The 24,816-nt window shown below is 65.2% G+C and carries 19 protein-coding genes, 6 tRNA genes and 1 pseudogene; 18 read left to right on the top strand and 8 right to left on the bottom strand.

Annotated elements, in window-relative coordinates; all coding sequences use genetic code 11:
- The first annotated feature begins 24 nt into the window (after positions 1–24).
- From clpP to IMW82_RS04165, 7 genes and pseudogenes are all read left to right on the top strand, one after another.
- Entirely contained in the window at positions 25–654 is a 630-nt protein-coding gene (clpP, locus tag IMW82_RS04195) for an ATP-dependent Clp endopeptidase proteolytic subunit ClpP (RefSeq protein ID WP_108473006.1), read from the top strand.
- Between the two features lie 109 nt (positions 655–763).
- Positions 764–2,056: an ATP-dependent Clp protease ATP-binding subunit ClpX gene (clpX, locus tag IMW82_RS04190; RefSeq protein WP_108473005.1), complete on the top strand. Its 1,293-nt coding sequence runs from the start codon at positions 764–766 to the stop codon at positions 2,054–2,056.
- 169 nt (positions 2,057–2,225) lie between these two features.
- Positions 2,226–4,622, top strand: a pseudogene (lon, locus tag IMW82_RS04185) (endopeptidase La); the annotation flags it as partial.
- A gap of 422 nt (positions 4,623–5,044) precedes the next feature.
- A complete protein-coding gene (locus tag IMW82_RS04180) occupies positions 5,045–5,317 on the top strand; it encodes an HU family DNA-binding protein (RefSeq protein WP_007511239.1) in 273 nt (90 codons plus the stop codon).
- A 19-nt stretch (positions 5,318–5,336) separates the two neighbouring features.
- Positions 5,337–5,411: transfer RNA gene (locus tag IMW82_RS04175), tRNA-Val, on the top strand.
- 9 nt (positions 5,412–5,420) lie between these two features.
- A tRNA-Asp gene (locus IMW82_RS04170) sits at positions 5,421–5,497 on the top strand.
- Between the two features lie 138 nt (positions 5,498–5,635).
- Positions 5,636–7,537, top strand: a complete 1,902-nt coding sequence (locus IMW82_RS04165; RefSeq protein WP_211003931.1) for a SurA N-terminal domain-containing protein — start codon at positions 5,636–5,638, stop codon at positions 7,535–7,537.
- Positions 7,538–7,700: 163 nt separating this feature from the next.
- Here the strand turns inward: IMW82_RS04165 and IMW82_RS04160 are convergent, their stop codons facing one another.
- Together IMW82_RS04160 and gloB are read right to left on the bottom strand one after the other, a co-directional pair.
- A complete protein-coding gene (locus IMW82_RS04160) occupies positions 7,701–8,900 on the bottom strand; it encodes a LysM peptidoglycan-binding domain-containing protein (protein WP_244754156.1) in 1,200 nt (399 codons plus the stop codon).
- Complete coding sequence (gene gloB / locus IMW82_RS04155; RefSeq protein ID WP_211003930.1) at positions 8,897–9,661, bottom strand: hydroxyacylglutathione hydrolase; 765 nt, start codon at positions 9,659–9,661, stop codon at positions 8,897–8,899. The genes IMW82_RS04160 and gloB overlap by 4 nt, the downstream gene beginning before the upstream one ends.
- Before the next feature lie 250 nt (positions 9,662–9,911).
- Here gloB and IMW82_RS04150 point away from each other — a divergent pair, with 250 nt between their 5' ends.
- The 3 genes from IMW82_RS04150 to dnaQ are packed head-to-tail and all read left to right on the top strand — an operon-like array spanning position 9,912 to position 11,774.
- Entirely contained in the window at positions 9,912–10,598 is a 687-nt protein-coding gene (locus IMW82_RS04150; protein WP_244754154.1) for a methyltransferase domain-containing protein, read from the top strand.
- Between the two features lie 25 nt (positions 10,599–10,623).
- Positions 10,624–11,067 carry a ribonuclease HI gene (gene rnhA, locus IMW82_RS04145; RefSeq protein WP_211003929.1) on the top strand — a complete coding sequence of 148 codons (444 nt, stop codon included), beginning with the start codon at positions 10,624–10,626 and terminating at the stop codon, positions 11,065–11,067.
- On the top strand, positions 11,064–11,774 hold the full coding sequence (dnaQ, locus tag IMW82_RS04140; protein WP_108472998.1) for a DNA polymerase III subunit epsilon: 711 nt from the start codon (positions 11,064–11,066) through the stop codon (positions 11,772–11,774). The genes rnhA and dnaQ overlap by 4 nt, the downstream gene beginning before the upstream one ends.
- Positions 11,775–12,006: 232 nt before the next feature.
- Here the strand turns inward: dnaQ and IMW82_RS04135 are convergent.
- Positions 12,007–12,096 (bottom strand) — tRNA-Ser (locus IMW82_RS04135).
- A gap of 111 nt (positions 12,097–12,207) precedes the next feature.
- On the opposite strand from IMW82_RS04135, the gene IMW82_RS04130 reads away from it, so the two are divergent.
- A complete protein-coding gene (locus tag IMW82_RS04130; RefSeq protein ID WP_108472993.1) occupies positions 12,208–12,909 on the top strand; it encodes a protein phosphatase 2C domain-containing protein in 702 nt (233 codons plus the stop codon).
- 90 nt (positions 12,910–12,999) lie between these two features.
- Here IMW82_RS04130 and ppsA read toward each other — a convergent pair whose 3' ends face one another.
- The gene (gene ppsA, locus IMW82_RS04125; RefSeq protein ID WP_211003928.1) at positions 13,000–15,372 is read right to left on the bottom strand and encodes a phosphoenolpyruvate synthase; all 2,373 of its coding nucleotides are present in this window, start codon (positions 15,370–15,372) and stop codon (positions 13,000–13,002) included.
- A gap of 221 nt (positions 15,373–15,593) precedes the next feature.
- Here ppsA and IMW82_RS04120 point away from each other — a divergent pair, with 221 nt between their 5' ends.
- Together IMW82_RS04120 and IMW82_RS04115 are read left to right on the top strand one after the other, a co-directional pair.
- Entirely contained in the window at positions 15,594–16,409 is an 816-nt protein-coding gene (locus tag IMW82_RS04120) for a pyruvate, water dikinase regulatory protein (protein WP_211003927.1), read from the top strand.
- Positions 16,410–16,428: 19 nt separating this feature from the next.
- A complete protein-coding gene (locus IMW82_RS04115; RefSeq protein WP_108472990.1) occupies positions 16,429–16,917 on the top strand; it encodes a DUF1249 domain-containing protein in 489 nt (162 codons plus the stop codon).
- A gap of 106 nt (positions 16,918–17,023) precedes the next feature.
- Here the strand turns inward: IMW82_RS04115 and IMW82_RS04110 are convergent.
- The 3 genes from IMW82_RS04110 to IMW82_RS04100 form a co-directional block, all read right to left on the bottom strand.
- Positions 17,024–17,100, bottom strand: a tRNA-Asp gene (locus tag IMW82_RS04110).
- A gap of 36 nt (positions 17,101–17,136) precedes the next feature.
- Positions 17,137–17,212: transfer RNA gene (locus tag IMW82_RS04105), tRNA-Glu, on the bottom strand.
- Positions 17,213–17,221: 9 nt separating this feature from the next.
- A tRNA-Ala gene (locus IMW82_RS04100) sits at positions 17,222–17,297 on the bottom strand.
- A gap of 171 nt (positions 17,298–17,468) precedes the next feature.
- Between IMW82_RS04100 and IMW82_RS04095 the strand changes: the two genes are divergently transcribed.
- From IMW82_RS04095 to IMW82_RS04075, 5 genes are all read left to right on the top strand, one after another.
- Entirely contained in the window at positions 17,469–19,235 is a 1,767-nt protein-coding gene (locus IMW82_RS04095; protein WP_108472989.1) for a cation:proton antiporter, read from the top strand.
- Positions 19,236–19,396: 161 nt separating this feature from the next.
- The gene (locus IMW82_RS04090; protein WP_108472988.1) at positions 19,397–20,143 is read left to right on the top strand and encodes an FKBP-type peptidyl-prolyl cis-trans isomerase; all 747 of its coding nucleotides are present in this window, start codon (positions 19,397–19,399) and stop codon (positions 20,141–20,143) included.
- Positions 20,144–20,280: 137 nt separating this feature from the next.
- Positions 20,281–21,624 carry a UDP-glucose/GDP-mannose dehydrogenase family protein gene (locus IMW82_RS04085; RefSeq protein WP_108472997.1) on the top strand — a complete coding sequence of 448 codons (1,344 nt, stop codon included), beginning with the start codon at positions 20,281–20,283 and terminating at the stop codon, positions 21,622–21,624.
- Entirely contained in the window at positions 21,621–21,845 is a 225-nt protein-coding gene (locus IMW82_RS04080; protein WP_108472987.1) for a SlyX family protein, read from the top strand. Before IMW82_RS04085 ends, IMW82_RS04080 begins: the two co-directional genes overlap by 4 nt.
- Before the next feature lie 38 nt (positions 21,846–21,883).
- Complete coding sequence (locus tag IMW82_RS04075; RefSeq protein ID WP_211003926.1) at positions 21,884–22,453, top strand: DUF2058 family protein; 570 nt, start codon at positions 21,884–21,886, stop codon at positions 22,451–22,453.
- Between the two features lie 67 nt (positions 22,454–22,520).
- Here IMW82_RS04075 and IMW82_RS04070 read toward each other — a convergent pair whose 3' ends face one another.
- Positions 22,521–24,602, bottom strand: a complete 2,082-nt coding sequence (locus IMW82_RS04070; RefSeq protein WP_211003925.1) for a 3-hydroxyacyl-CoA dehydrogenase NAD-binding domain-containing protein — start codon at positions 24,600–24,602, stop codon at positions 22,521–22,523.
- Positions 24,603–24,816 lie beyond the last annotated feature (214 nt).

Here is a 24,816-nt window from a genome sequence, read left to right as displayed (position 1 = left end):
CCCATCGAGCGGAGAGCTGCAAACATGGCCATGGATCCGATCCAGAACCTCAATTTAGTACCGATGGTCGTCGAGCAGACCGCTCGCGGCGAGCGCTCCTACGACATCTATTCGCGCCTGCTGAAGGAGCGGGTGATCTTCCTGGTGGGTGAGGTCAACGACCAGGTCGCCAACCTGATCGTCGCGCAGATGCTGTTCCTGGAGTCGGAGAATCCGGACAAGGACATCAACTTCTATATCAACAGCCCGGGCGGTGCGGTCACCGCCGGCCTGGCGATCTACGACACCATGCAGTTCATCAAGCCGAACGTCAGCACGATGTGCATCGGCCAGGCCTGCAGCATGGGTTCGTTCCTGTTGATGGCTGGCGCCAAGGGCAAGCGTTTCGCCCTGCCGAACTCGCGCGTCATGATCCACCAGCCTTCCGGCGGCGCGCAGGGCCAGGCCACCGACATCGAGATCCAGGCACGTGAAATCCTTTACGTCCGCGAGCGACTGAACAAGCTGTATGTCCAGCACACCGGCCAGCCGCTGGAGAAGATTGAGGCGGACATGGAGCGCGACCGCTTCATGAGTGCGGCTGACGCCAAGGCCTATGGCTTGATCGACGAGGTGCTCGACAAGCGCGCCGGCGAGACGGTGAAATCGGCCTGATTTCGAGGTTTTACCCCAGGGTCGCGGGATGGGCTCTGCGTCTGCAGGCAGACGCGGAGCCCTGTGCTATTCTCGCGGCGCATCCAGATTTACCAGCGGGATCGAGAGTATGAGCGACGACCGTCAGGGGCGTTCCAGCGACAGCGGCAAGATTCTTTATTGCTCTTTCTGCGGCAAGAGCCAGCATGAAGTGCGCAAGCTGATCGCGGGTCCGTCCGTGTTCATCTGCGACGAATGCGTGGAGCTGTGCAACGACATCATCCGCGAGGAACTGGAAGAAAAGGCTGCTTCCGGCCGCACCCAGCTGCCCAAGCCCAAGGAGATCCGCGAGTCGCTGGATCAGTACGTGGTGGGCCAGACCCGCGCCAAGAAGGCGCTAGCGGTGGCGGTGTACAACCACTACAAGCGGATCGAGTCGCGCCAGAAGAGCGACGACATCGAGCTGGGCAAGTCCAACATCCTGCTAATCGGCCCGACCGGCTCGGGCAAGACGCTGCTGGCCGAGACGCTGGCGCGCCTGCTCAACGTGCCGTTCACGATCGCCGACGCCACCACGCTGACCGAAGCCGGTTACGTGGGCGAGGATGTCGAGAACATCATCCAGAAACTGCTGCAGAAGTGCGATTACGACGTCGAGAAGGCGCAGTCGGGCATCGTCTACATCGACGAGATCGACAAGATCTCGCGCAAGAGCGAGAACCCGTCGATCACCCGCGATGTGTCCGGCGAAGGCGTGCAGCAGGCGCTGCTGAAGCTGATCGAGGGCACGCTGGCCTCGGTACCGCCGCAGGGCGGGCGCAAGCATCCGCAGCAGGAGTTCCTGCAGGTCGATACCAAGAACATCCTGTTCATCTGCGGCGGGGCGTTCGCGGGCCTGGAAAAGGTCATCCAGCAGCGCTCCGAGAACACCAGCATCGGCTTCTCGGCCGAAGTGCGCAGCAAGGAGCGCACCGAGAACCTGGGCAAGGTGCTGGCCGACGTGGAGCCGGCCGACCTGGTGCGCTTCGGCCTGATCCCCGAATTCGTCGGGCGCCTGCCGGTGGTGGCCACGCTGGACGAGCTGGACGAAGCGGCGCTGGTGAAAATCCTCACCGAGCCGAAGAATGCCGTCACCAAGCAGTTCAAGCGCTTGTTCGAGATGGAGGAGGTGGAGCTGGAGTTCCGCCCCGAGGCGCTGCAGGCGATCGCTCGCAAGGCGCTCAAGCGCAAGACTGGCGCCCGCGGCTTGCGCACCATCCTGGAGCAGGTGCTGCTGGACACGATGTACGAATTGCCGTCGCTGGAGCATGTCAGCAAGGTGGTGGTGGATGACGCCGTCATCGAAGGCCAGGCCGAGCCCTATCTCATCTATCGCGGCAACCTGCAGCAACGGGTTGCAAGTGACGGCAACGACGCTGCCTGATCCTGGTGCGGCAATGATGATGACGGCTCCGGCGATTTCGCCGGGGCCGTTCTGTTTTTGGCGGCCCGCCTGCCTTGTGCAGGCCGCCGGCCGCCTCCACTTGACGAGTTGACAGGCCCGGCGCAGTGTCGGGACGAAACCAGATCCGAATTCGAGGGACCCCTCTTTCATGGCCAAGAACGCCCCCCTTCCTGTTGCGCTGGACGCTCTGCCGGTGTTGCCGTTGCGCGACGTGGTGGTCTATCCGCATATGGTCATTCCGTTGTTTGTCGGCCGCGACAAGTCCATGCGCGCGCTGGAGCGCGCGATGGAAGGCGAGCGGCAGATCCTGCTGGTGGCGCAGAAGAGTCCGGATATCGACGATCCGGAGATCACCGACCTGCACCAGGTCGGCACGCTGGCCGGCGTGCTGCAATTGCTGAAATTGCCCGATGGCACGGTCAAGGTGCTGGTCGAGGGCCAGTCGCGCGTGGCGGTCGAGGATTTCAAGGAAGCCGACGGCATGCTGACCGCGCGTTCGCGTGTGATCGAGCCGGTCTACAACGCCAAGGAGCGCGAGCTCGACGTGGTCTCGCGCACGCTGATCTCGCTGTTCGAGCAACTGGTCAAACAGAGCCGCAAGCTGCCACCGGAAGTGCTGGCCAGCCTGTCCGGCATCGACGACCCCTCGCGCGTGGCCGATTCCATCGCCGCGCACCTGTCCGTGCGCATGGCCGACAAGCAAAAAGTGCTGGAGACCGCTGACGTCGGCCAGCGGCTGGAGTTGCTGATCGGCCTGGTCGACGGCGAGATGGACCTGCAGCAGGTGGAGAAGCGCATCCGCGGTCGGGTCAAGTCGCAGATGGAGAAGAGCCAGCGCGAGTACTACCTCAACGAACAGATGAAGGCGATACAGAAGGAGCTCGGCGACAGCGAGGATGGTCCGAACGAGGTCGAGGAGCTGCAGAAGAAGATCGAAGGCGCCGGCATGCCCAAGGCCGTGCTGGCCAAGGCGCGGCAGGAATTCGGCAAGCTCAAGCAGATGTCGCCGATGTCGGCCGAGGCCACCGTGGTGCGCAACTACCTCGACTGGCTGGTCGGCGTGCCGTGGAAGAAGCGCAGCAAGGTGCGCAAGGACCTGCAGATGGCGCAGGAGGTGCTCGACGCCGATCACTTCGGCCTGGAGAAGGTCAAGGATCGCATCCTCGAATACCTTGCCGTGCAGCAGCGCGTATCGGTGATGAAGGGGCCGATCCTGTGCCTGGTTGGCCCGCCCGGCGTGGGCAAGACCTCGCTGGGACAGTCGATCGCCAAGGCGACCAACCGGAAATTCGTGCGCATGAGTCTTGGCGGTGTGCGCGACGAGGCCGAGATCCGCGGTCATCGGCGCACCTACATCGGCTCGATGCCAGGCCGCATCGTGCAGAACATCAACAAGGTAGGCACCAAGAATCCGCTGTTCGTGCTGGACGAGATCGACAAGATGTCGATGGACTTCCGTGGCGATCCGTCGTCGGCGCTGCTGGAGGTGCTCGATCCGGAGCAGAACCACGCGTTCAATGATCACTACCTCGAGGTCGACCTGGACCTGTCCGAGGTAATGTGGATCGCCACCGCCAATTCGCTGAACATCCCCGGTCCGCTGCTCGACCGCATGGAAGTCATCCGTATTCCCGGCTATACCGAGGACGAGAAGCTCGGCATCGCGCAGAAGTACCTGCTGTCCAAGCAGCTCAAGGCGAATGGCCTGAAGCCGGAGGAACTCAGCGTCAGCGAAGACGCCTTGCGTGACATCGTGCGCTATTACACGCGCGAGTCGGGCGTGCGCAACCTGGAGCGCGAAATCTCCAAGATCTGCCGCAAGGTGGTCAAGGAGCTGACCCTGGGACAGGTGAAGAAGGCCAAGGCGAAGGCGGCGCCCGCGAAGGCAGCCAAGGGCAGGGCGAAGGCCAGTCCCGGCAAGGTCAGGGTGGATTCGTCCAACCTCGATCAATACCTGGGCGTGCGCCGGTTCGACTTCGGTCGCAAGGAACTGCAGAACGAGGTGGGCCTGGTCACCGGGCTGGCCTGGACTCAGGTCGGCGGCGAACTGCTCAGCATCGAAGCCTCGGTGGTGGCAGGCAAGGGCCGGTTGGTGCATACCGGCCAGCTCGGCGACGTGATGAAGGAGTCGATCCAGGCGGCGCTGTCGGTGGTGCGCGCGCGCGCCGACCGGCTGGGTATCGATCCGGAGTTCCATCAGAAGTTCGACATCCACGTGCACGTGCCCGAGGGAGCCACGCCGAAGGACGGCCCCAGCGCCGGCATCGGCATGTGCACCGCGCTGGTGTCCGCGTTGACCAAGGTGCCGGTGCGCTCCGAGGTGGCGATGACCGGCGAGATCACGCTGCGCGGCCGCGTGCTGCCGATCGGCGGCCTCAAGGAGAAACTGCTGGCGGCACATCGCGGTGGAATCACCACGGTGATCATCCCGGAGGACAACAAGAAGGATCTTGCGGACATGCCGGCCAACATCACCTCGTCGCTGGAGATCCACCCGGTGCGCTGGATCGACGAGGTGCTGGATATCGCCCTGGAACGCCCGCTGCAGCCGATCCCGGCCAAGGAAGTGGCTCCCGCGGCGGTTGCCGGCGAGCCGACGGAAGGGCACTCACTGACGCACTGACCCGCCGGCTGGTTCTCGTCCAGCCGTGCTTCATCCGAAGTGCCCTGCCGTGCAGGGCACTTTTTTTGTTTTTCGCCGTTGGTCGGCGAAGTTTCCCCCTGGCCCTCTGGCGCAGGTTCTGCAAGCGGTTGCGCAACTCGCGAATCTTCCGGAAACGTTGCTGTGGCTTGTGTTGCGGAGTCCAGCAAGGCACTGGTATAAAGGCGACACCGTAGTCCCGGCGTTGAATGTCAGCGCAGCGATGCGGGGTTGCGTTACGGCCCAGACAAGAGCCAACCATCCATGCCGGTGCTGTCCGTCTCCAGACCGACCGTGCCGACGAAATCCGAACAAGGAGTTTTTCAATGAATAAAACCGATCTGATCAATGCCATCGCCGAAAAGGCCGAGCTGACCAAGGCCGACGCTGGTCGTGCCCTCGAAGCCTTCTTCGAGACCGTGCAGAAGTCGTTGAAGAAAGGCGAGGACGTCTCGGTGGTGGGCTTCGGTACGTTCACTGTGCGCAAGCGCGCTGCCCGTACCGGCCGTAACCCGCGCACCAACGAAGCGATCAAGATCAAGGCCTCGAAGGTGCCTGCCTTCAAGGCTGGCAAGACCCTCAAGGATGCCCTAAACTAAGCGGCTAACGCTTGGTTTCGGGTGCTTAGCTCAGCGGTAGAGCGTCGCCCTTACAAGGCGGTGGTCGTAGGTTCGATCCCTACAGCACCCACCAGAAAAATGCGGAGTGGTAGTTCAGTCGGTTAGAATGCTGGCCTGTCACGCCGGAGGTCGCGGGTTCGAGTCCCGTCCACTCCGCCACAGTTCGCAAGGGCGCCCGTGTGGCGCCCTTGTCATTTGGGTGGCGCGTCCGTGCTTCTGTTGAACGCACGCACGGCGGCACGGCGGTCTGTACCATTCGCGCGCCACGCGCTTTCACTACCTTGCGGGAAGATTTCAATGCTGCAGGCAATGCGTAACAAGATGCACGGATGGCCGTCCATCATTGTGCTTGGCCTCGCCGTCCTGGCGATGTCGCTGTTCGGCATGGAGAGCTACTTCATGTCGAACGACGATGCCTTCGTGGCAAAGGTCGGCAAGCACGAGATCGACCAGCGCGCATTCCAGGACCGCGTGAACCAGTTGCGACAGCAGGCCGTCGAACAGCAGGGCGAGCAGTTCGACGCCAGCACCTTCGAGAAGAACGAGACGAAGCTGCGCATCCTCGACGGGATGATCGACGAGCAATTGCTACTGCAGGCCAATACGGATTGGGGCCTGCGGGTTTCGGACCTGGCCATGCGCGACTACATCGCCTCGATCCCGGCGTTCCAGGTCAACGGAAAGTTCGACGGCACCAGTTACCGCGCGTGGCTCACCAGCCAGTACAAGACGCCGGAAATGTTCGAGAACGAAATCCGCTCGTCGCTGGCCATCCAGCTGCTGCCGACGGCGATCAATGCCAGCACCGGCATCAGTGACGTCCAGCTCGACCACTTCCTGAAGCTGCTGAGCCAGCGCCGCGATTTGCGCTACTTCCAGCTGCCGCGTCCCGCGCTGGACAACAGCACGGTCAGCGATGCCGAGATAGAAGCTTGGTACAAGGCGCACCAAGCCGACTACATGAACCCCGAGCAGGTCTCGGTGAAGTACGTCGAGGTCGTCGGTGCCGACCTGCCGCTGGCTGCCGAGCCGAGCGACGACGACCTGAGGAAGCGCTATGCGAGCGAGAAGCAGCGTTTCGCGCAGCCGGAACAGCGGCTCGTTTCGCACATCCTGATCAACGTGGCGGCCAATGCCTCGCCGGAACAGCAGAAGGCGGCCCTGGCCAGGGCCGAGAAGATTGCGGCGGAGGCCAACCCGAGCGACTTCGCCAAGCTGGCCGAACAGGATTCGCAGGACCTGGGTTCCCGTCGTCTGGGCGGCGACCTCGGCTGGCTGGAAAAAGGCGTGACCAACGAGGCCTTCGATTCGGCCCTGTTCGCGATGCAGAAAGGCCAGATTTCCAAGCCGGTGCTGTCGTCCGATGGCTACCACATCATCTGGCTGCGCGACATCCGCAGCGGGGAATCCAAGCCGTTCGAGGAAGTGCGCGAGCAACTGGTCAAGGAAGCGACCACGGCCGATCGAGACCGCACGTACAACGAAGTTGCGGGCAAGATGTCCGACAACACCTACCAGAATCCGACTTCGCTGGAGCCAGCCTCGGTCGCGCTGAAGCTGCCGATCAAGACCACGGCGCTGTTCACGCGCAAGGGTGGCGTGGGCGTGGCCGCCAACCCGAAGGTGGTCGCGGCGGCGTTCAGTGATGACGTGCTGGTCCAGGGCAACAATTCCAGCCTGATTGATCTGGGCAACAACCACTCGGTGGTGATCCATGTCGACCAGCACGTGCCCGCGGCAGCCAAGCCGCTGGCGGAAGTGCGGACCGATGTACGGCAGAAGATCCTCGACGCGCGCGCCGCCGCCGTCGAGAAGAAGCAGGCCGACGAGGCACTGACGCGCCTGCGCAAGGGCGAGTCGATGGACGACGTGGCGAAGTCGCTGGGCGCCAGCATCACCACAGCGAACGAGGTGGTCCGGCGCGCACAGATGCCGGCGCCGTTGCTGACGCAGGCGTTCCTGCTGCCGCATCCGGTGGCGGGCAAGCCGCAGTTCGCCGCCGTTGACATGCTGGACGGCAGCTATGTGCTGCTGGCCGTGGACAAGGTGCAGGACGGCGACCTGTCCAAGGTGCCGCCGGAGCAGCGCGAGTCGCTGCGCCAGCAGATGGCCCAGGCCTATGGCTACGAGGCGACGCGCGAACTTATCGACCAGCTCAAGGCGAAGACCAAGATCAAGATCAACCAGCAGCGACTGTAAGCGCTGGCGGCCCGCTGCGGCCGCCGTCATGCAGGAGGGGCGGCCATCCATCGGCCGCCCCTTTTCCGTTTGTGACAGATGAACCGCCAGATGATTCGATGAGGGCCGGCGATGCGGATGGATCGGTCGCCGCGTCGAGGTGGTCCTCGATTTTGCTGCGGTGTCAGTTCGGGGCGCTTACCGTCAGCTTCTGGCCGGGTTTCAGCGTGTGGTCGCTCAGGTGGTTCCAGCGCTGCAGTTGGCCGATGTCGACCGAATAGTCGCGGGCGATCTGCCACAGGTTGTCGCCGCGCTTCACGGTGTGGGTCTTCCGCGTCGTGTCCGCGCCAGGCGTCGGGCTGCTCGTGGTCCCGGTGTCCACATCAGCCAGAAGGTTGCCGCCGGCCCTGCTGGCCTGCTCCAGCAGGGCATCGCTGAACTGGCGGGCGTGCTTGGCAGGCAGGATCAGGTACGGGGCAGTGCCGGCATCGATCATGTCGTTGCGAAACGCCGGGTTGAGGTGCTTCAACGCCGCCACCGACATGCCGGCACGGTCGGCTGCCCGCGCGATCGGCATCGAGTGGGAAATCCCGGTCTGCACCAGATGCTGCTCGTCCGGCAGCGTGGGCAGGCTGACATTGAAGCGCCCCGGTTCGCGCACCACGCAAGCCATGCCGAGCAGCTTGGTCAGGTGCTCGCGTGTCACCTTGCGCACCGGCCAGGGGGGGATCGCCGGCTGCTGCGCCGGCATGCCGTGCGTGCGGATCATCTTGCGTATCGTGAACTCGCCGGCGTTGTAGGCGTAGTCGGCCACCCGCCAGTCGTGGAACTGCTCGTGATACTGCTCGAGCAGTTTCATCACGGCGTTGGCGGCGGCGGGCACGTCGAGTCGGCCGTCGTAGTGGCCGTCGACGCGTAGCCCCATCGCACCGGCCGTCACCGGCATGATCTGCCACATGCCGGCCGGTCGGCGCTTGCGGGCAGGCACTGGCTGGAAGTGGCTTTCCACCCAGGGCAACAGCACGAATTCGCCGGCGACGTCGTAGCGATCGGCTATTTGTTGCACATAGACCAGGCGCGGTAGAACGGCCTGCAGCTGGCTTTCGAACTGCTGCGGGTGGCGCGTGTAGCGCCTGGCCCAGGCCAGCACCGCCGGATCGGCATCGCAGCCGGGCATGGCAAAGCTGCTGCGCAGTCGATCCCATACGTCGGTTGCGGGTGGCGGCGCAGGTTGTTCGTCGGCCGGTGGTGTGATTTCGGGGGAAGCGGTCGTTGCCGGCAAGGTCCCGCCGGCTGGTGGTTGCCGGGTGTGCGATGGCACGCCGGCGCAGGCAGCGAGCAGGAGCGGCAGGAGCAGCGGCAGGAATCGAAGGTGTTGTCTCATGCGCGAAATCCGTCCTTGGCGCCGCGCACGGCGGCAAAGCGGGCGACCCGGTCGTCGCCGGCGTCCTGCTGCCGGCACCATGCGATGACGGCAGCGCTGTCGATACGCAGGAAGGGATTGGTCGCCAGTTCGCGGGCGAGCGGTACCGGCAACGTGGGCTGGAGGCGTTCGCGCAGTGCGGCGACTTCCTGCAGCCGTTGCAGCAAGTCGGGGTTTGTCGGTTCGATGGTGCGTGCAAAACGCCCGTTTGCTTCGGTGTACTCATGCCCGCCGCAAACCATGGTGGCTCCCGGCAGTTGCGACAGGCGGTCTAGCGAGGCGAGCATCTGCGCCGGCGTGCCTTCGAACAGGCGGCCGCAGCCGAGGCTGAACAAGGTATCGCCGCACAGCAGCAGGCCGGCGCCGACGTAGGCCACATGGCTGAGCGTGTGGCCGGGAATCGCGATCACCTCGAAGCACGCGGAAGGCGCAGTCAGTTCGAGCCGGTCACCATCGCGCACCCGTTCGGTGGCCTCGACGATGCGTGCATCGACGGGAGCATGCACCGGCACATCGTGGCGCGCACGCAGGGCCGACACGCCGCCAATGTGATCGTGGTGATGATGAGTCAGCAGGATCGCGCGCAACTGCAGGCGGTGTGCAGCCAGCGCCTGCTCGACGACCACGGCGTCACCCGGGTCAACCACGATGGCGTTGCCGTCGTCGTCGTGCAGCAGCCAGATGTAGTTGTCGGCCAGCGCCGGTAACGAGATGAGATGCAAGGCGGGCTCCGCTGCGTTTGAGGAACATCCGGCAGGCCGGGTGTTTTCCCTGTGGAACGACAGACGCAGCCGTCCGGGGCGCGCATGAGGCGGTCGAATATAAAGGGGTGTCGGTGTCAACTCGTTAGCAGAACGTTAACCAAGCGGGCGACTGTTCAGCAGCGTGCGGCAGTTCCATCCCGTTTGCGACCTGCTGCCCGATGCCGTCAGCCGCTACACTCTCGGACAGATGAAAGACCGGGTTGGCGGCATGCAGCAACGTGACGACGACATCTATGCCAGCGCGCCGCTGCGCCGCCTGCTGGATGCGCAGACGTGCGCGCTGAAGCCGGCGCTGCAGCGTTGCTTCGGCACTCACGCACTGTTGTTGGGCGCTCCTTGCGACGATGTGCCGCCGGCATTGCCGATGTTCGGCTGCTGGACCAGCTTGCACCTGGCGAGCGGCGGTTACCGGGGCGATCTGCGGGCGGCCGCGGATGAGCCGTTGCCCTTCGTCGACGACGCGTTCGAACTGGTGCTGTTGCGGCATGCGCTGGAAGTGGCGCCGCTGCCCGCAAGCCTGCTCGATGAAGCCATTCGCGTGCTGGCGCCGGGCGGCGTGCTGGCATTGACTGGCGTGCATCCGCTCAGCGGCTGGTCGCCGTGGTTCTACTGGCATGTGCGCGGCAAGCTGCCGGCATTACGGATGCCTTGGCGGCTTCGGCATCAACTCGAGCAGGCCGGACTGGCGATCGAGCAGGCGCAGCGGGTCGGCAGTGCAGCACCGGGGCTGAAGACGATGTGGCGGGCACTTGCCGGTGTTTTCGGTGGCGGCTACGTGCTGGTGGCGCGCAAGCGTCGACGCCTGGCCACGCCGCTGCGGCTCAAGCCGGCGCCGGTGCGCGTACCGGCGAATGGTCGGCTGTCGCCGGGTACCCGGCGCAGCTCGGCGCTGTGACTATCAATGGAATACGTGAGCAACGATGAGCGAAGTGGAAGCATTCACCGACGGGGCCTGCCTGGGCAACCCGGGCCCGGGCGGTTGGGCCGCGCTGTTGCGCGCGAAGGGCAGCGAACGCATGGTGGCGGGCGGTGAGCCGGCCACCACCAACAACCGGATGGAGCTGATGGCCGCGATCGGCGCGCTGGAAGCGTTGAAGCGGCCGTGCCAGGTTACCCTCATCACCGACTCGCGCTACGTGATGCAGGGTATCGAACAGTGGATGCCGAAGTGGCGTGCGAACGGCTGGCGCACTGCCGACAAGAAGCCGGTCAAGAACCAGGACCTGTGGCAGCGACTGTCCGACGCGGTCGGCGCCCATCAGGTGCGCTGGAAGTGGGTGAAAGGCCACAACGGCCACATCGAAAACGAGCGGGTCGACCAGGCCGCGCGTGAACAGGCCGAGCTGATGAAGGGCAGGGCATGAGGCAGATCGTTCTCGATACCGAAACCACCGGCCTCGAAGTACGCCAGGGCCATCGATTGGTGGAGATCGCCTGTGTCGAAATGGTCGAGCGCCGGCTGACCGGCCGGCACTACCAGACCTATCTGAACCCGGATCGGGCGATCGACGAAGGTGCCCGGCAAGTCACCGGCATCGAAGACGAGTTCCTGCTCGACAAGCCGCGCTTTGCCGAAGTGGTGGAGGAGTTCCTGGCCTTCATTGACGGCGCGGAACTGATCATCCACAACGCCAGTTTCGACATCGGCTTCCTCGATGCCGAGCTGGCGCGTCTGGGCAACGGCGCGGGCCGGATCGGCGATCGCTGCAGCGTGCTCGATACTCTGGCGATGGCGCGCGAGCGCTACCCTGGCCAGCGCAACAGCCTCGACGCCTTGTGCAAGCGGCTGGGCGTGGACAACTCGCGACGCGACCTGCACGGCGGACTGATCGACGCGCAGCTGCTGGCCGACGTGTACCTGGCGATGACTTCGGGGCAGGTAGCGTTCGACCTCGGCTTCGAGGGGACCGGCGAGCAGCACGATGTGGTGGTGACGGCACCGGTGGTGCTGCATGCGCGGCCGCGGGTGCTGCATGCCTCGGCAGGGGAGGTGTCGGCACACGAGCAGCGTCTGGATGCGCTGGACAAGGGCAGTGTGGATGGGCAGAGCGTGTGGCGGCGGTTGGGATGAGATGCGCAGGTGCGGCTCTTTTTTCGGCGTGGAGAGTAAAAGAGGGTGCCCTGGGGCGGCGGGTGGGATTGTTCGGCCCGTCCCTGGGCCGAACCCCTCCGCGCTGCGCGCTGCGGGGCCAGCCTGCGGCTGTCCAAATTCGTTCCAGACGAATTTGTCGAACGGTAGGTTCTCGTCCCCGCCGTCACCACCAGAAAAGCAAAACGCCCCACACGGGGGCGTTTTGCTTTTCTGGCGGAGAGGGTGGGATTCGAACCCACGGTACGCTTACACGTACGCCTGATTTCGAGTCAGGTACATTCGACCACTCTGCCACCTCTCCGGTGCGGTGCATGGTGGCGCATGCGAGCCAGGAATCATACGCGAGCGAACTTGCCGTGACAACAACCGGGTCTTGCGGCATGCTGCGAAGGCTCGCACCTACTGAAAGCCCATGATCGAATTCGGACACGGAACGCATGTCGGCCTGCGCCGCACGCGCAATGAGGACACTTATTACGCCGATGCTTCGCTCGGCCTGTTCCTGGTGGCTGATGGCATGGGCGGGCACCAGCATGGCGAGGTGGCGTCGGCGCTGGTGCGCGACGCTGTGGTCGAGCTGGTCGGCAAGGGGCAAGGCCTGATCGAAGCCGTGCATGGCGCCGCCGAACGGCTGCTGGCGCATGCCCGGCCCAGCTTCGACGTGCTGCCAATGGGCACTACCATCGCCGCGTTGCGGATCAGCGGTGAGGGTTACGAGGTCGCCTGGGTCGGTGACAGCCGGATCTACCTGTGGAAGAAGGCACTGCGGCAGATCAGCCACGACCATTCGCTGGTACAGGCATTGGTCGAGGCCGGCCAGCTCGATCCGGCACAGGCCGCCCGGCATCCACAGCGCAACGTCTTGACCCAGGCCCTGGGCGTGACTGCCATCGAGCAACTGCATATCGGCATGGCACGGGGACAGCTGGAGCCAGGCATGGTTTTCCTGCTGTGCAGCGACGGCCTGACCGAGGGCGTCGGCGATGCCTCGATCGCGTGCGTTGTGGCACGCACCGATCTGGCCGCCCAGGAGTGTGTGGATCAGTTGCTGCTGAGTGCCCTCGACAGTGGTGGCGACGACAACGTCACGGTGTTGATCGTGCGTTCCAGCTGAATCCAGCCCAGAACCGTCCATCACGGAAAGGGCCGGATGATTCCGGCCCTTTCGTCATTTGCGGCTTGAAGGTGCGTGACCAGTAGCGGCTCAGCCGGCCTTCTTTTTCGCCAGCCGCAGCCAGGTGTCGACCACCGTGTCCGGGTTGAGCGATACCGACTCGATGCCCTGTTCCATCAGCCATTCGGCCAGGTCTGGATGGTCGCTGGGGCCCTGGCCGCAGATGCCGATGTACTTGCCCTTGGCCCGCGCGGTCTTGATTGCCATGGCCAGCAGCTTCTTTACCGCCGGGTCGCGTTCGTCGAACAGGCCGGCGACGATGCTGGAGTCGCGGTCGAGACCCAGGGTGAGCTGGGTGAGGTCGTTGGAGCCGATCGAGAAACCGTCGAAGATGTCGAGGAACTCGTCGGCGAGCAGGGCATTGGACGGCACCTCGCACATCATGATCACTTTCAGATCGTGCTCGCCCTGCTTGAGGCCGTTCTTCGCCAGCACGTCGATGACCTTGCGGCCTTCGCCGAGCGTGCGCACGAACGGGATCATCACCCACACGTTGGTCAGCCCCATCACCTCACGCACGCGCTTGACTGCCTGGCACTCCAGTGCGAACGCCTCGGCAAAGCTGGGGTCGACGTAGCGGCTGGCGCCGCGGAAGCCGATCATCGGGTTCTCTTCGTGCGGTTCGTAGCGCGAGCCACCGAGCAGGCCGGCGTACTCGTTCGACTTGAAGTCGGACAGGCGCACGATCACCGGCTTCGGGTAGACCGAGGCGGCGATGGTGGCGATGCCTTCGGCGAGGCGGTCCACGTAGAACTCGACCGGGCCGGCATAGCCGGCGATGCGCTCGTCGATCTTCGCCTTCGTCTCGGCGTCCTGCTTGGCGTATTCCAGCAGCGCCTTCGGATGCACGCCGATGTGGCTGGCGATGATCATTTCCAGGCGGGCCAGGCCGATGCCGGCGTTCGGCAACTGGCCGAAGTCGAACGCGCGCTCGGGGTTGGCCACGTTCATCATGATCTTCAGCGGCGCCTCGGGCATGTCACCCAGGTCGGCGGTGATCCGCTCGAACTTCAGGATGCCCGCGTAGATCGTGCCGGTGTCGCCTTCGGCGCAGGACACGGTGACGTCGGCGCCATCGGGGATCAGCTCCAGCGCGTTGCCGGTGCCGACCACGGCCGGCACGCCCAGTTCGCGTGCGATGATCGCCGCGTGGCAGGTGCGGCCGCCGCGGTTGGTGACGATCGCCGAGGCGCGCTTCATCACCGGCTCCCAGTCGGGATCGGTCATGTCGGCGATCAGCACGTCGCCGACCTGCACCTTGTTCATGTCGGCCAGCGAGCGGATCACGCGCGCCTTGCCGGCGCCGATCTTCTGGCCGATCGAGCGGCCCTCGGCCAGCACCTTGCCTTTCTCGCTGAGGTGGAAGCGCTCGAGCTGGGTGGCGTGCGAGCGGGACTTCACCGTCTCCGGGCGCGCCTGCACGATGTACAGCTTGCCGGTGTGGCCGTCCTTCGCCCACTCGACGTCCATCGGGCGCTCGTAATGCTTTTCGATGATTAGCGCCTGGCGGGCGAGTTCCTGCACGTCGTCGTCGCTGATGCAGAACTTGTGACGCAGTTCGGCCGGGGTGTCTTCGGTCTTCACGCGCTCGCCCGGCGCACTGGAATAGACCATGCGCAACTGCTTGGCGCCCAGGTTGCGGCGAAGCACGGCCGGCTTGCCCGCGCGCAGGGTCGGCTTGAACACGTAGAACTCGTCGGGATTGACAGCGCCCTGCACGACCATCTCGCCAAGGCCATAGGAACCGGTGACGAACACCACGTCGCGGAAGCCTGACTCGGTGTCCAGCGTGAACAGCACGCCGGACGCGCCCACGTCCGAACGCACCATCAGCTGCACGCCGGCGGAGAGGAACACGTCCTCGTGCTTGAAGCCCTGGTGCACGCGGTAGGCGATGGCGCGGTCGTTGTACAGCGAGGCGAAGACTTCCTTCACCTTGTGCAGCACGTCGTCGATGCCGACCACGTTGAGGAAGGTTTCCTGCTGGCCGGCGAACGAAGCGTCGGGCAGGTCTTCGGCCGTCGCCGAGGAGCGCACCGCCACTGCGATGTCCTGCGCGCCGGCATCCTTGCACAACTTGATATAGGCCTCGCGGATCGCCTGCTCGAGCTCGGCGGGAAGGGCGGTGTCGACGATCCATCCGCGAATTTCCCTGCCCGCCGCGACCAGGGTGTCGACGTCGTCGACGTCGAGCGACGCCAGTCGATCCTGGATGCGCCTGGCCAGGCCGCTCTTTTCCAGGTACTGCTGGAACGCGTCGGCGGTGGTGGCGAAACCACCCGGCACGGAGACACCCAGTTTGGCGAGGTTGCCGATCATCTCGCCGAGCGAGGCGTTCTTGCCGCCGACCTTGCCCAGGTCGGTCATGCGCAGTTGGTCGAGCCAAAGCACCAGGTCGTTCAAGGGTGTCTCCTCAAGGAAAGCACTGCAGATAAGTGGAATGGGCGCGGCACGAAGGCCCGGAGCGGGTTGCAAAGAACTGGTATTGTCCGCTGTGGATGGTGCGCAGCACAAGAAGACCAATGCCGGCAGATGTCATTCCACCGGCATACCAGTCAGCTGGCGGTGGATTTCGTGCTTGCGCTAAGGTGCCGGCAAACGCTTCCCCGCGATCAGGACCCTGTATGCAGCGAACGGTTTTTTTCATCTCCGACTCCACCGGCATCACCGCGGAGACGATTGGCAACAGCATCCTGGCGCAGTTCGAGGGCGTGCAGTTCGACAAGCACCGGCTGCCTTTCACCGACAACGCGCACAAGGCGGAAACCGCTGCGCTGCGGATCAAGACCAAGTACGCGCAGAGCGGGCAACGACCGATCGTGGTCAACACCATGGCAGATCGCGCACTGTGCGAAATCGTGGCCGCCAGCGGCGCGCTGATGCTGGACGTGTTCGCGCCGTTCATCGGCCCGCTGGAGGAAGAACTGGGGACCAAGCGTACCGGCCTGGTGAACCGCTCGCACGGCATGGTCGACTTCGACAAGTACGAGGCGCGCATCAATGCGACCAACTATGCGCTCTCGCATGACGACGGCATCGACGTGAACTATGCCGAAGCCGACCTGATCCTGGTCGGCGTGTCGCGTTCCGGCAAGACGCCGACCTGCCTCTACATGGCCTTGCATTACGGCGTGCGTGCCGCCAACTATCCGCTGACCGACGAGGATCTTGAGAAGCTTGAACTGCCGGCGCGCCTGCGCCCCTACCGGGACCGGCTGTACGGACTGACCATCGATCCGCTGCGGCTGGCGCAGATCCGCGAACAGCGCCGGGCCGGCAGCCGCTACGCCACCTTGCAGCAGTGTCGCTGGGAGCTGGAGCAGGCTGACCGGCTGATGCGCCAGGCCGGCATTCCCAGCCTCAACACCACGCACGTGTCGATCGAGGAGATCGCCAGCAAGATCTTCGACCGCTTCGGTATCGAGCGGACCATGTTCTGACTGGAGCCTGCGCCCCGCCATGAGCGCCGTACTGGACAATCGCCACAGCCTGCTGCCCGGACGTTTCGAGTTCCTGATGGGGCTGTATGCGGAAAACTATCACCGGCTGACGCGGCTGTTCGCGCCACAGCAGCTGGCGCCTGGCCGGTATGTCTCCGCCGTGGGCGACGAGCTGGACGTGCACCTGCACGTGCAGGAGTGCCATCCGTACACGCTGGAGCTGGAGCTCACCTACGATTTCGTGGATGCCCATACCGGGCAGCGCGCGCCATCGGCGCAGTTGCGCATGTATACCGATGCGCACGTGGCCGAGGCCTTGCACTGCCATCCCGGGCGGCACCTGTGGCAGGTGCTGGGGCCGTTTTCGCCGGCACATACCGTGTTCCAGCATCGGCTGCGCATGAACGGCTTCCTGTCACGCTGGCTGGAGTACCTGGCGGAGCAGGGGCATTCCATCGGCACGCTGGAGCCGCAACGCGGATGGCTGGAAGACGGTGGCTCTGATTGAGCGTGCAGCCGGGGATGGCCGCCTTCTCACTTTCGCATTCGGGGACGAATGCACTGGTGTCACCACAGCAAAAAGCCCGCGCAAGGCGGGCTTTTTGCTTGAATAGTGGCGGAGTGGACGGGACTCGAACCCGCGACCTCCGGCGTGACAGGCCAGCATTCTAACCGACTGAACTACCACTCCGCATTTGCAACAGTTTCCAGCTTTCGCGAGCCAACTTGGCGTCCCCACGGGGATTCGAACCCCGGTCGCCACCGTGAAAGGGTGATGTCCTAGGCCTCTAGACGATGGGGACGGATTAAGTTGGTGGAGCCAGGCGGGATCGAACCGCCGACCTCCTGCATGCCATGCAGGCGCTCTCCCAGCTGAGCTATGGCCCCGCCGCTGGAAGCCGAGAAGAATAGGTGCGCTCCGGATATCCGTCAAGTTTTTTTTCACGTTTTCGATCGGGAAGTTGCTTCGTGCCCAATGAGGTGTCCAGCAAGCGGGCGAGTGTTGTCGGTCCTTCGTTTAAGCTGGAGCGACAGGCATCATTCCAGAAGAGTTGTTGAATGCACGAAATCGGCTTCATTCGTGATCTCGCTGTCGTGATGATTGTGGCGGGTGCCACCACCATCGTGTTCCAGCGGATGCGGCAGCCGGTGCTGCTGGGCTATATCCTGGCCGGCGTGCTGATCGGGCCGCACACGCCGGGTGTGCTGGTTGGCGATCCGCGCGCGATCGACGATATCTCCAATCTCGGCGTGGTGCTGCTGATGTTCACGCTGGGCCTGGAATTCAGCGTGCGCAAGCTGCGCGAAGTAGGCATCGGCGTGCTTGCGGTGGCGGTGGCCGAAGTGGGGCTGATGCTGTGGGTCGGCTACGGTATCGGTGGTCTGTTCGGCTGGTCCGGCAGGGACGCGCTCTTTCTTGGCGCGATCATCTCGCTCTCGTCCACGATGGTCGCCACCCGCACCCTGGCCGAGTCGGGCCAGCGCCAGCAGAAATTCGCGTACCTGGTGACGGGGCTGCTGGTGGCCGAGGACATGCTGGCCATCGTGATGCTCACCTTGCTCACGGCGGTGGCGATCGGGGGCTCCGTGCAGGCAGAGACGGCATTGACCCTGGTCGGCCACCTGGGCCTGTTCGTGATCGTCGGGATGATCCTGGGGCTGCTGCTGTTGCCGCGCCTGGTGGATTACGTGGCGAGCTTCGAGCGCGACGAAACACTGTTGGTCAGCGTGCTCGGCATCTGTTTCGGCGCCAGCCTGTTCGCGGCCTGGATGGGTTTCAGCGTCGCACTGGGCGCCTTCCTGGCAGGTGCGGTGGTGGCCGAGTCGCGCAGCGTGGGGCGCGTGCTGCAACTGGTGGAGCCGCTGCGCGACATGTTCGCCGCGCTGTTTTTCGTGGCGATCGGCCTGAAGATCGATCCGGCGATGTTGCTGCAGTACGCACTGCCGGCGCTGCTCATCGCGGTGGTCGTCATCGTCGGCAAGACGCTGGCGTGCAGCCTGGGTATCTTCGTGGTCGGGCACGATGCGCGTACGGCGCTGCGCTCCGGGCTGGGCATGGCGCAGATCGGCGAGTTCTCCTTCGTCATCGCCACGCTCGGGCTTTCGCTTGGCGTGATCAGTGACTTCATCTATCCGATTGCGGTGGCGGTCTCGATACTGTGCATGGCCGCGTCCCCGCACCTCAATCGTTCGGCCGACGGATTGGCGAATGGCCTGCGCCGGGTGGCGCCGCGCTCATTGCGGTTGCTGGCGACCAGTTACAGCGGCTGGCTGGAAAATCTCAAGCCGGTCAACGAAAACGCGGCGATCGCTGCCATGTTCCGCCGCCTGCTGTGGCATATCGGGATCAACGTGCTGTTGGTGGTAGCCCTGTTCGTCATCGGTGCTTACATCAATGCGCACAACTGGAGTTGGTTCTCGATGCTCGGCATCGACCGCGATCTGCGTCACACGCTGATCTGGGCCGGTGCGCTGTTCCTGTCGCTGCCCATGCTGATCGCGGTCTATCGCAAGGCCGAGGCGCTGGGCATGCTGCTGGCGGAGATCGGCATCCGCGAGCGGTTTGCCGGCGCCTATACCCAGGCCATCCGCAACGTGCTGGCCAGGGTCATCCCGCTGGCGACGCTGCTTGCGCTGGCGTTGCTGGTGAGCGCGCTCAGTTCGGCCATCCTGCCGCCTCGCGGCATCGCGCTGTCCCTGGTCGTGCTGGGCGTGGTGGTGGCCGTGGTGTTGTGGCGCAGCCTGGTAAGGATGCATGCGCGCCTGCAGGCGGCGCTGAAGGAGACCCTCGAAAAGCCCGGCCCCTCCGCGGGCGGTGCAGGCTGATGGGCGGGCCAGGCCCGGACAGGTGGAACCTTTATACCGACTGACGGTCTGAGCCCTGAATCGTTGCCAAGACCGGACAAGCACCGCACAATGCGGAGCCTGCCCCCATCGGGGGGGCCCGGCCGGCAATACCGGCATATCCATACATGAGGGAGTTACGAATGAAGCACTTTCTGCGTCCCACGCTGACGGCGGTCGCGATGGCCGTTGCGCTGGGCATGACGGCCGGCGTCGCCGCCCAGACGGCTGGCGCTGCCGGTACCGTCGACAAGGCGAAGGCCAGCTATGTTGTGGGTTGGGAGATTGCTTCCCAGGTTCCGCCGATCATGCGCGACGAACTGGATCCGAATGCGGTGGCGAATGCGGTGAAGGCGGCGCTGTCCGGCCAGAAGCCGACCATGAGCGATGCCGAAGCCAAGCAGGTGCACGAGGCCTTCATGGCCAAGATCCAGGCCAAGTACCAGGCCGAGATGACCAAGCTGGCGGCCAAGAACAAGGCCGAGGGCGATGCCTTCCTGGCCAAGAACAAGACCGCGCCGGGCGTGAAGACGACCGCGTCGGGCCTGCAGTACCAGGTGCTCAGCCAGGGCACGGGTGCCCGTCCGGGTCCGAACGATACCGTCGAGATCAACTACACCGGAACCTTTGTCGACGGCCAGGTGTTCGATGCCTCCGCCAAGCACAATCCGCCGGGTGCGGCCAAGATTCCGCTGGCCGGCGTGATCCCGGGCTTCCGCGAAGGCCTGCAGCTGATGCAGGTGGGCGGTCATTACAAGCTGTTCATCCCGGCCGCGCTGGCCTATGGCGCCGAGCCGCAGCCGCCGATGCCGCCAAACGCCACGCTGATCTTCGACGTGACGCTGGTCAAGACGGGCCCGACGCCGGCCGCCGCCCCGGGCGACAAGTAAGCGGGTTCGCTGCAAAAATCGGTAACCGGAAGGGCGCGAAGCGATTCGCGCCCTTCTGCTTTTGTGCCGGTGGCAGGCGCCGCGCGCCCCAGCGGTTAGAATAGGCGGCTCACGTTCAAGGGATTGCTGCAACGATGATGAAGGTCACTATTTTCGGTACCGGCTATGTCGGCCTGGTCACCGGTGCCTGCCTGGCCGAGATGGGCAACCACGTGGTCTGCGTCGACATCGACGCGGGCAAGGTCGAGCGGTTGAAGCAGGGCGAGATCCCGATCTACGAGCCGGGTCTGGAGTCGATCGTGCAGAGCAACCACGCCAGTGGCCGGCTCGGCTTCACCACCGAGGCGGCGCCGGCGATCGCGCATGCCGAATTGATCTTCATCGCCGTCGGCACGCCGCCGGACGAGGATGGCAGCGCCGACCTGCAGTACGTGCAGGCCGTGGCCCGCACCATCGGCCGCCACCTGGACCACTACGCAGTGGTGGTGAACAAGTCGACCGTGCCGGTGGGCACTGCCGACCGTGTGCGCACAGCCGTCGCGGCCGAGCTGGCGGCACGCCATGCCGCGGTGGAGTTCGACGTGGTGTCGAATCCGGAGTTCCTGAAGGAAGGCGCCGCGGTGGAAGACTGCCTGCGCCCCGACCGCATTGTGGTGGGTGCTTCCAGCGCGCGTGCAGTGGCGTTGCTGCGCAAGCTGTATGCACCGTTCAACCGCAACCACGATCGCATGGTGGTGATGGACGAGCGCTCGGCCGAACTGACCAAGTACGCCGCCAACGCGATGCTGGCGACCAAGATCAGCTTCATGAACGAGATCGCGAATATCGCCGAACGGGTGGGTGCCGACGTCGAGCTGGTGCGCCAGGGCATCGGCTCGGACCCGCGCATCGGCTACAGCTTCATCTATCCGGGCGCCGGGTACGGCGGCTCGTGCTTCCCCAAGGACGTGCAGGCGCTGGAGCGCACCGCGCACGCCCATGGCTACGAGGCGCACCTGCTCGGCGCAGTCGAGGCGGTCAACCGGCAGCAGAAGGGCAAGTTGTTCGAGCTGATTTCACGGCATTTCGACGGCCAGCTGGCCGGCCGGACAGTTGCCCTGTGGGGCCTGGCGTTCAAGCCGAATACCGACGACATGCGCGAGGCTTCCAGCCGGCGCCTGATGGAACAGCTGTGGGAAGCCGGCGCAAAAGTCCGCGCGTTCGATCCGGAGGCGCGCGAGGAAACGCAGCGGCTGTACGGCAACCGCGCCGACCTGGTGCTGTGCGAGCACGCCATGGATGCCCTGCAGGGTGCCGACGTGCTGGCGGTGGTCACCGAGTGGAAGGCGTTCCGCAGCCCCGATTTCGCGGCGATCCGTGCTGCACTGGCCGTGCCGGCGATCTTCGACGGGCGCAACCTGTACGACCCGGCCGTGGTGGAGGAGGCGGGCCTGGCCTATTACGGCATCGGCCGTGGCCGCAGCCTGCAAGTGCCGCGATGAACGACCCGAACGGCACGCTCGCCCGGCGACTCGACGAGATGGAGGTCAAACTGACCTTCATCGACGAGGCGGTGCAGGCGCTGACCACGGCGGACGCCGACCAGTCGCAGCGGATTGCCGCGCTGGAGCGCGCCCTGCGCGACCTGCGCGGCGAGATGGCGTCGATGCGCATTGCCCAGGGTGATGATCCGCACAACGAACCGCCACCGCCGCATTACTGACCCGAACCCATCCCGCCTACCGATCACGGAACACCCGCATGGCCGATTCCCTGCGCGATCAGCTGCTCAAGAGCGGCATCGTCAAACAGGTCCAGCAGGACCGGGCGCGCGAGCCGAAGCGTCCGCCGCCACCGTCGTCCGGCAAGCCCGCACGCAAGGGCGGCAAGCCGCCCGCCGCACGGCCAGCGGGGCAGAGCCAGCAGGACATCGACCTGGCCAAGGCGTACGCGTTGCGTGCACAAACCGAAGCCCTCGAACGCCAGCGGATCGAGCGGGAGGCCGCCGAGCTGGCCAGGTTGCGGCGTGAGCGCAAGCAGAAGATCCAGCAACTGCTCGAAGGCAAGGCGCTGAACAAGGCCGACGCCGACCAGCCGCGCAATTTCGAATACGGCGGCAAGATCCGCCGCGTGCACGTGGATGCCGCGCAACTGGCGGCGCTCAATGCCGGCGAACTGGGCGTGGTGCAGCAGGGTGGCCGCTACCTGCTGGTCAGCCGCGACATCGCCGTGCAGGTGCGCGACATTGACCCGCACCAGTTGGCGCTGCTGGTTGACCCGAATGCCGCCGGCGTGGGCGACGATGGCGTGCCCGACGACCTGATGTGGTGATGCCGATCTGTGTCAACGAAAACGCCCGGCCATGCCGGGCGTTTTCGTGTCGGTAATCGTGAATCGGTCAGTTCACGGACGTGGCCGGCAACTCGAAACCACGCTGTGCCAGCACCGGAAGATCCCAGCCGTTCTTCGGCTTGAACCGATCGCCGTAGCGCTGTGCCAGCTGTTCGAGCCTGGCCTTGAGCTTGTCGGCGCCTTCGCTGCGCGCGTACTGGATCGGGCCGCCGCGGAACGGAGCGAAGCCGGTGCCGAAGATCACCCCGGCGTCGAGCAGGTCGGCGTCGTCGACCACGCCGTCGGCAAGGCAGGCGATCGCCTCGTTGACCATCGGCAGGATCATCCGCTCCTGCACGTCCGGCGGGGTCACGTACTCCTTGTCGACCTCGGGCTTCTGCGGCCTGCCATCCTGCCACACGTACAGACCCTGGCCGTCCTTCTTGCCACGCTTGCCGGCCTCGAGTTTTTCGTCGAGTCCTGGCGGCAGTTCCAGTCCCAGGAACGGCGCCAGTTCCCTGCCGACCGAGGCGCAGACGTCCAGGCCCACCGTGTCGGCCAGCTCGATCGGCCCCATCGGCATGCCGAACTTCTTCGCCTCGCGATCCAGCACCGGGCCGGGCACGCCTTCGCTGTATAGCCGCATGGCCTCCAGCAAGTAGGGCATCAGGATGCGGTTGACCAGGAAGCCCGGAGTGCCCTTGACCGCCACCGGCAGCTTGCCGATGGCCTTGCAGAACGCCAGCGCGCGTTTTTCGATGGCCGGGTCGAGCTGGTCGTGGCGCACCACCTCGACCAGCGGCATCTGCGCCACCGGGTTGAAGAAGTGCAGGCCGAGGAAGCGCTGCGGCGCCTTCAGATCCTTGCGCAACTCGTCCAGCGGGATGCTGGAGGTATTGCTGGCGAGGATCTCGTCAGCCTGGAACTGCGGTTCGATGCCGGCGTACAGGGCTTCCTTCGCCCGCGCGTTCTCGTAGATCGCCTCGATCGCCAGGTCGGCCGCAGCCACGCCGGCGCCCTCAATGTCCGCACGCAGACGGCGCATGGCCGCCTCGACCTTTTCGGGTGTCTTCAGCTTCTTCTCGTACAGCGCCCGGGCGCGGTCCAGTGCCGGCTGGACGAATTTCATCTCGCGGTCCTGCAGGCTCACCTCAAAGCCCTTGAACGCCGCCCACGCGGCGATGTCGCCGCCCATCACGCCGGCGCCGACCACGTGCACGTGCTTGATGCCGTGCTCGATGCCGCCGCCCTGGCCTTTCAGCCGTTCCTGCAGGAAGAAGATGCGGATCAGGTTCTGCGCGGTCGGCGTCTGCGCCAGCTTCGCCACCGAGCGCGCCTCGACCTTCAGCCGCTGCTGGATGGCCGAGCCGCCGCGCTTCCATACGTCGATCATCGCAAACGGCGCGGGGTAGTGTTCCTTGCGCACCTTGGCGGCGGTCTGCTTGTACACCATCGGTGCCAGGATCTGCCGGGCCAGCCAGGTGTTGCTGGCCCAGGCCATGGCGCGTCGGGTGAACGGGCGCGCTGCAGGGTGGCGCAACAGCAGTTTCGCTTCGGCCAGCAACTCGTCGGGACGGGCCAGCCGGTCGACCACGCCCAACGCCAGCGCGCGTTTCGTCGACAGCGATTTGCCAGTCAGCATCAGCGGCAGCGCCTCGGTGGCGCCGATCAGGCGCGGCAGCCGCGCGGTGCCGCCCCAGCCGGGATGGATGCCCAGCATCACCTCGGGCAGGGCGATCCGGGTCCTGTCGTCATCGGCGGCGATACGCTGGCGGCAGGCCAGGGCCAGCTCGGTGCCGCCGCCCATGCAGGTGCCGTGCACGGCGGCCACCGTGGGACAGGGCAGCCGCGCCAGCGCCTCGTAGACGCGCTGGCCGTGCTCGATGTTCTCCAGCACGGTGTCCTGCTTCGCGTACTCGATGAATTCCTTGACGTCGGCGCCGACGGCAAACCCCGAGGGCTTGGCCGAATGAATGATGACGCCGGCCGGCTTCTCGATGGCCAGCCGCTCGACGATCTGCTCGAGTTCGTCCAGCACCGCGCGGGAGATTGCGTTGACGCTGCTGTTGGCGCGGTCCAGGGTCAGCGTGACGACGCCGTCGTCGGCTTCGCTGGTCTTCCAGTGGTTGAAGCGCAGTCCTTCGAACATGGGCGTACAGGCGTGGTGGTCGAGGCCTGAACCATACCGTTCCGCCGCCATGATTGCGAGATGTGACGTGCTTGCTTGACCCTGTGCCGGCGCCGGTGTGAAATCGGGCCTGTTCCGGGAAAACGGCCCGCCGTGGCTGGCCGGGCGGGCAGCGGGTCGGTCATCGGTGGCACGGCCCGGGATTGCTGGACAATAGGAACGATCCACCGTGGTT

The sequence above is a fragment of the Rhodanobacter sp. B2A1Ga4 genome (assembly GCF_018101315.1).
GTDB lineage: Bacteria > Pseudomonadota > Gammaproteobacteria > Xanthomonadales > Rhodanobacteraceae > Rhodanobacter > Rhodanobacter thiooxydans_A.
The sequence above is the reverse complement of the archived record's forward strand: the minus strand, read 5'-3'. Positions and strand labels throughout refer to the sequence as shown.

Coding starts and splice junctions, on each gene's coding strand:
- rnhA (WP_211003929.1), top strand. CDS start 10,624: ATGAGCGAAGTGGAAGCATTCACCGACGGGGCCTGCCTGGGCAACCCG.
- IMW82_RS04115 (WP_108472990.1), top strand. CDS start 16,429: ATGAGCGCCGTACTGGACAATCGCCACAGCCTGCTGCCCGGACGTTTC.
- dnaQ (WP_108472998.1), top strand. CDS start 11,064: ATGAGGCAGATCGTTCTCGATACCGAAACCACCGGCCTCGAAGTACGC.
- IMW82_RS04165 (WP_211003931.1), top strand. CDS start 5,636: ATGCTGCAGGCAATGCGTAACAAGATGCACGGATGGCCGTCCATCATT.
- clpP (WP_108473006.1), top strand. CDS start 25: ATGGCCATGGATCCGATCCAGAACCTCAATTTAGTACCGATGGTCGTC.
- IMW82_RS04130 (WP_108472993.1), top strand. CDS start 12,208: ATGATCGAATTCGGACACGGAACGCATGTCGGCCTGCGCCGCACGCGC.
- IMW82_RS04070 (WP_211003925.1), bottom strand. CDS start 24,602: ATGTTCGAAGGACTGCGCTTCAACCACTGGAAGACCAGCGAAGCCGAC.
- IMW82_RS04095 (WP_108472989.1), top strand. CDS start 17,469: ATGCACGAAATCGGCTTCATTCGTGATCTCGCTGTCGTGATGATTGTG.
- clpX (WP_108473005.1), top strand. CDS start 764: ATGAGCGACGACCGTCAGGGGCGTTCCAGCGACAGCGGCAAGATTCTT.
- IMW82_RS04090 (WP_108472988.1), top strand. CDS start 19,397: ATGAAGCACTTTCTGCGTCCCACGCTGACGGCGGTCGCGATGGCCGTT.
- IMW82_RS04150 (WP_244754154.1), top strand. CDS start 9,912: ATGCAGCAACGTGACGACGACATCTATGCCAGCGCGCCGCTGCGCCGC.
- IMW82_RS04075 (WP_211003926.1), top strand. CDS start 21,884: ATGGCCGATTCCCTGCGCGATCAGCTGCTCAAGAGCGGCATCGTCAAA.
- IMW82_RS04160 (WP_244754156.1), bottom strand. CDS start 8,900: ATGAGACAACACCTTCGATTCCTGCCGCTGCTCCTGCCGCTCCTGCTC.
- IMW82_RS04085 (WP_108472997.1), top strand. CDS start 20,281: ATGAAGGTCACTATTTTCGGTACCGGCTATGTCGGCCTGGTCACCGGT.
- IMW82_RS04080 (WP_108472987.1), top strand. CDS start 21,621: ATGAACGACCCGAACGGCACGCTCGCCCGGCGACTCGACGAGATGGAG.
- IMW82_RS04120 (WP_211003927.1), top strand. CDS start 15,594: ATGCAGCGAACGGTTTTTTTCATCTCCGACTCCACCGGCATCACCGCG.
- IMW82_RS04180 (WP_007511239.1), top strand. CDS start 5,045: ATGAATAAAACCGATCTGATCAATGCCATCGCCGAAAAGGCCGAGCTG.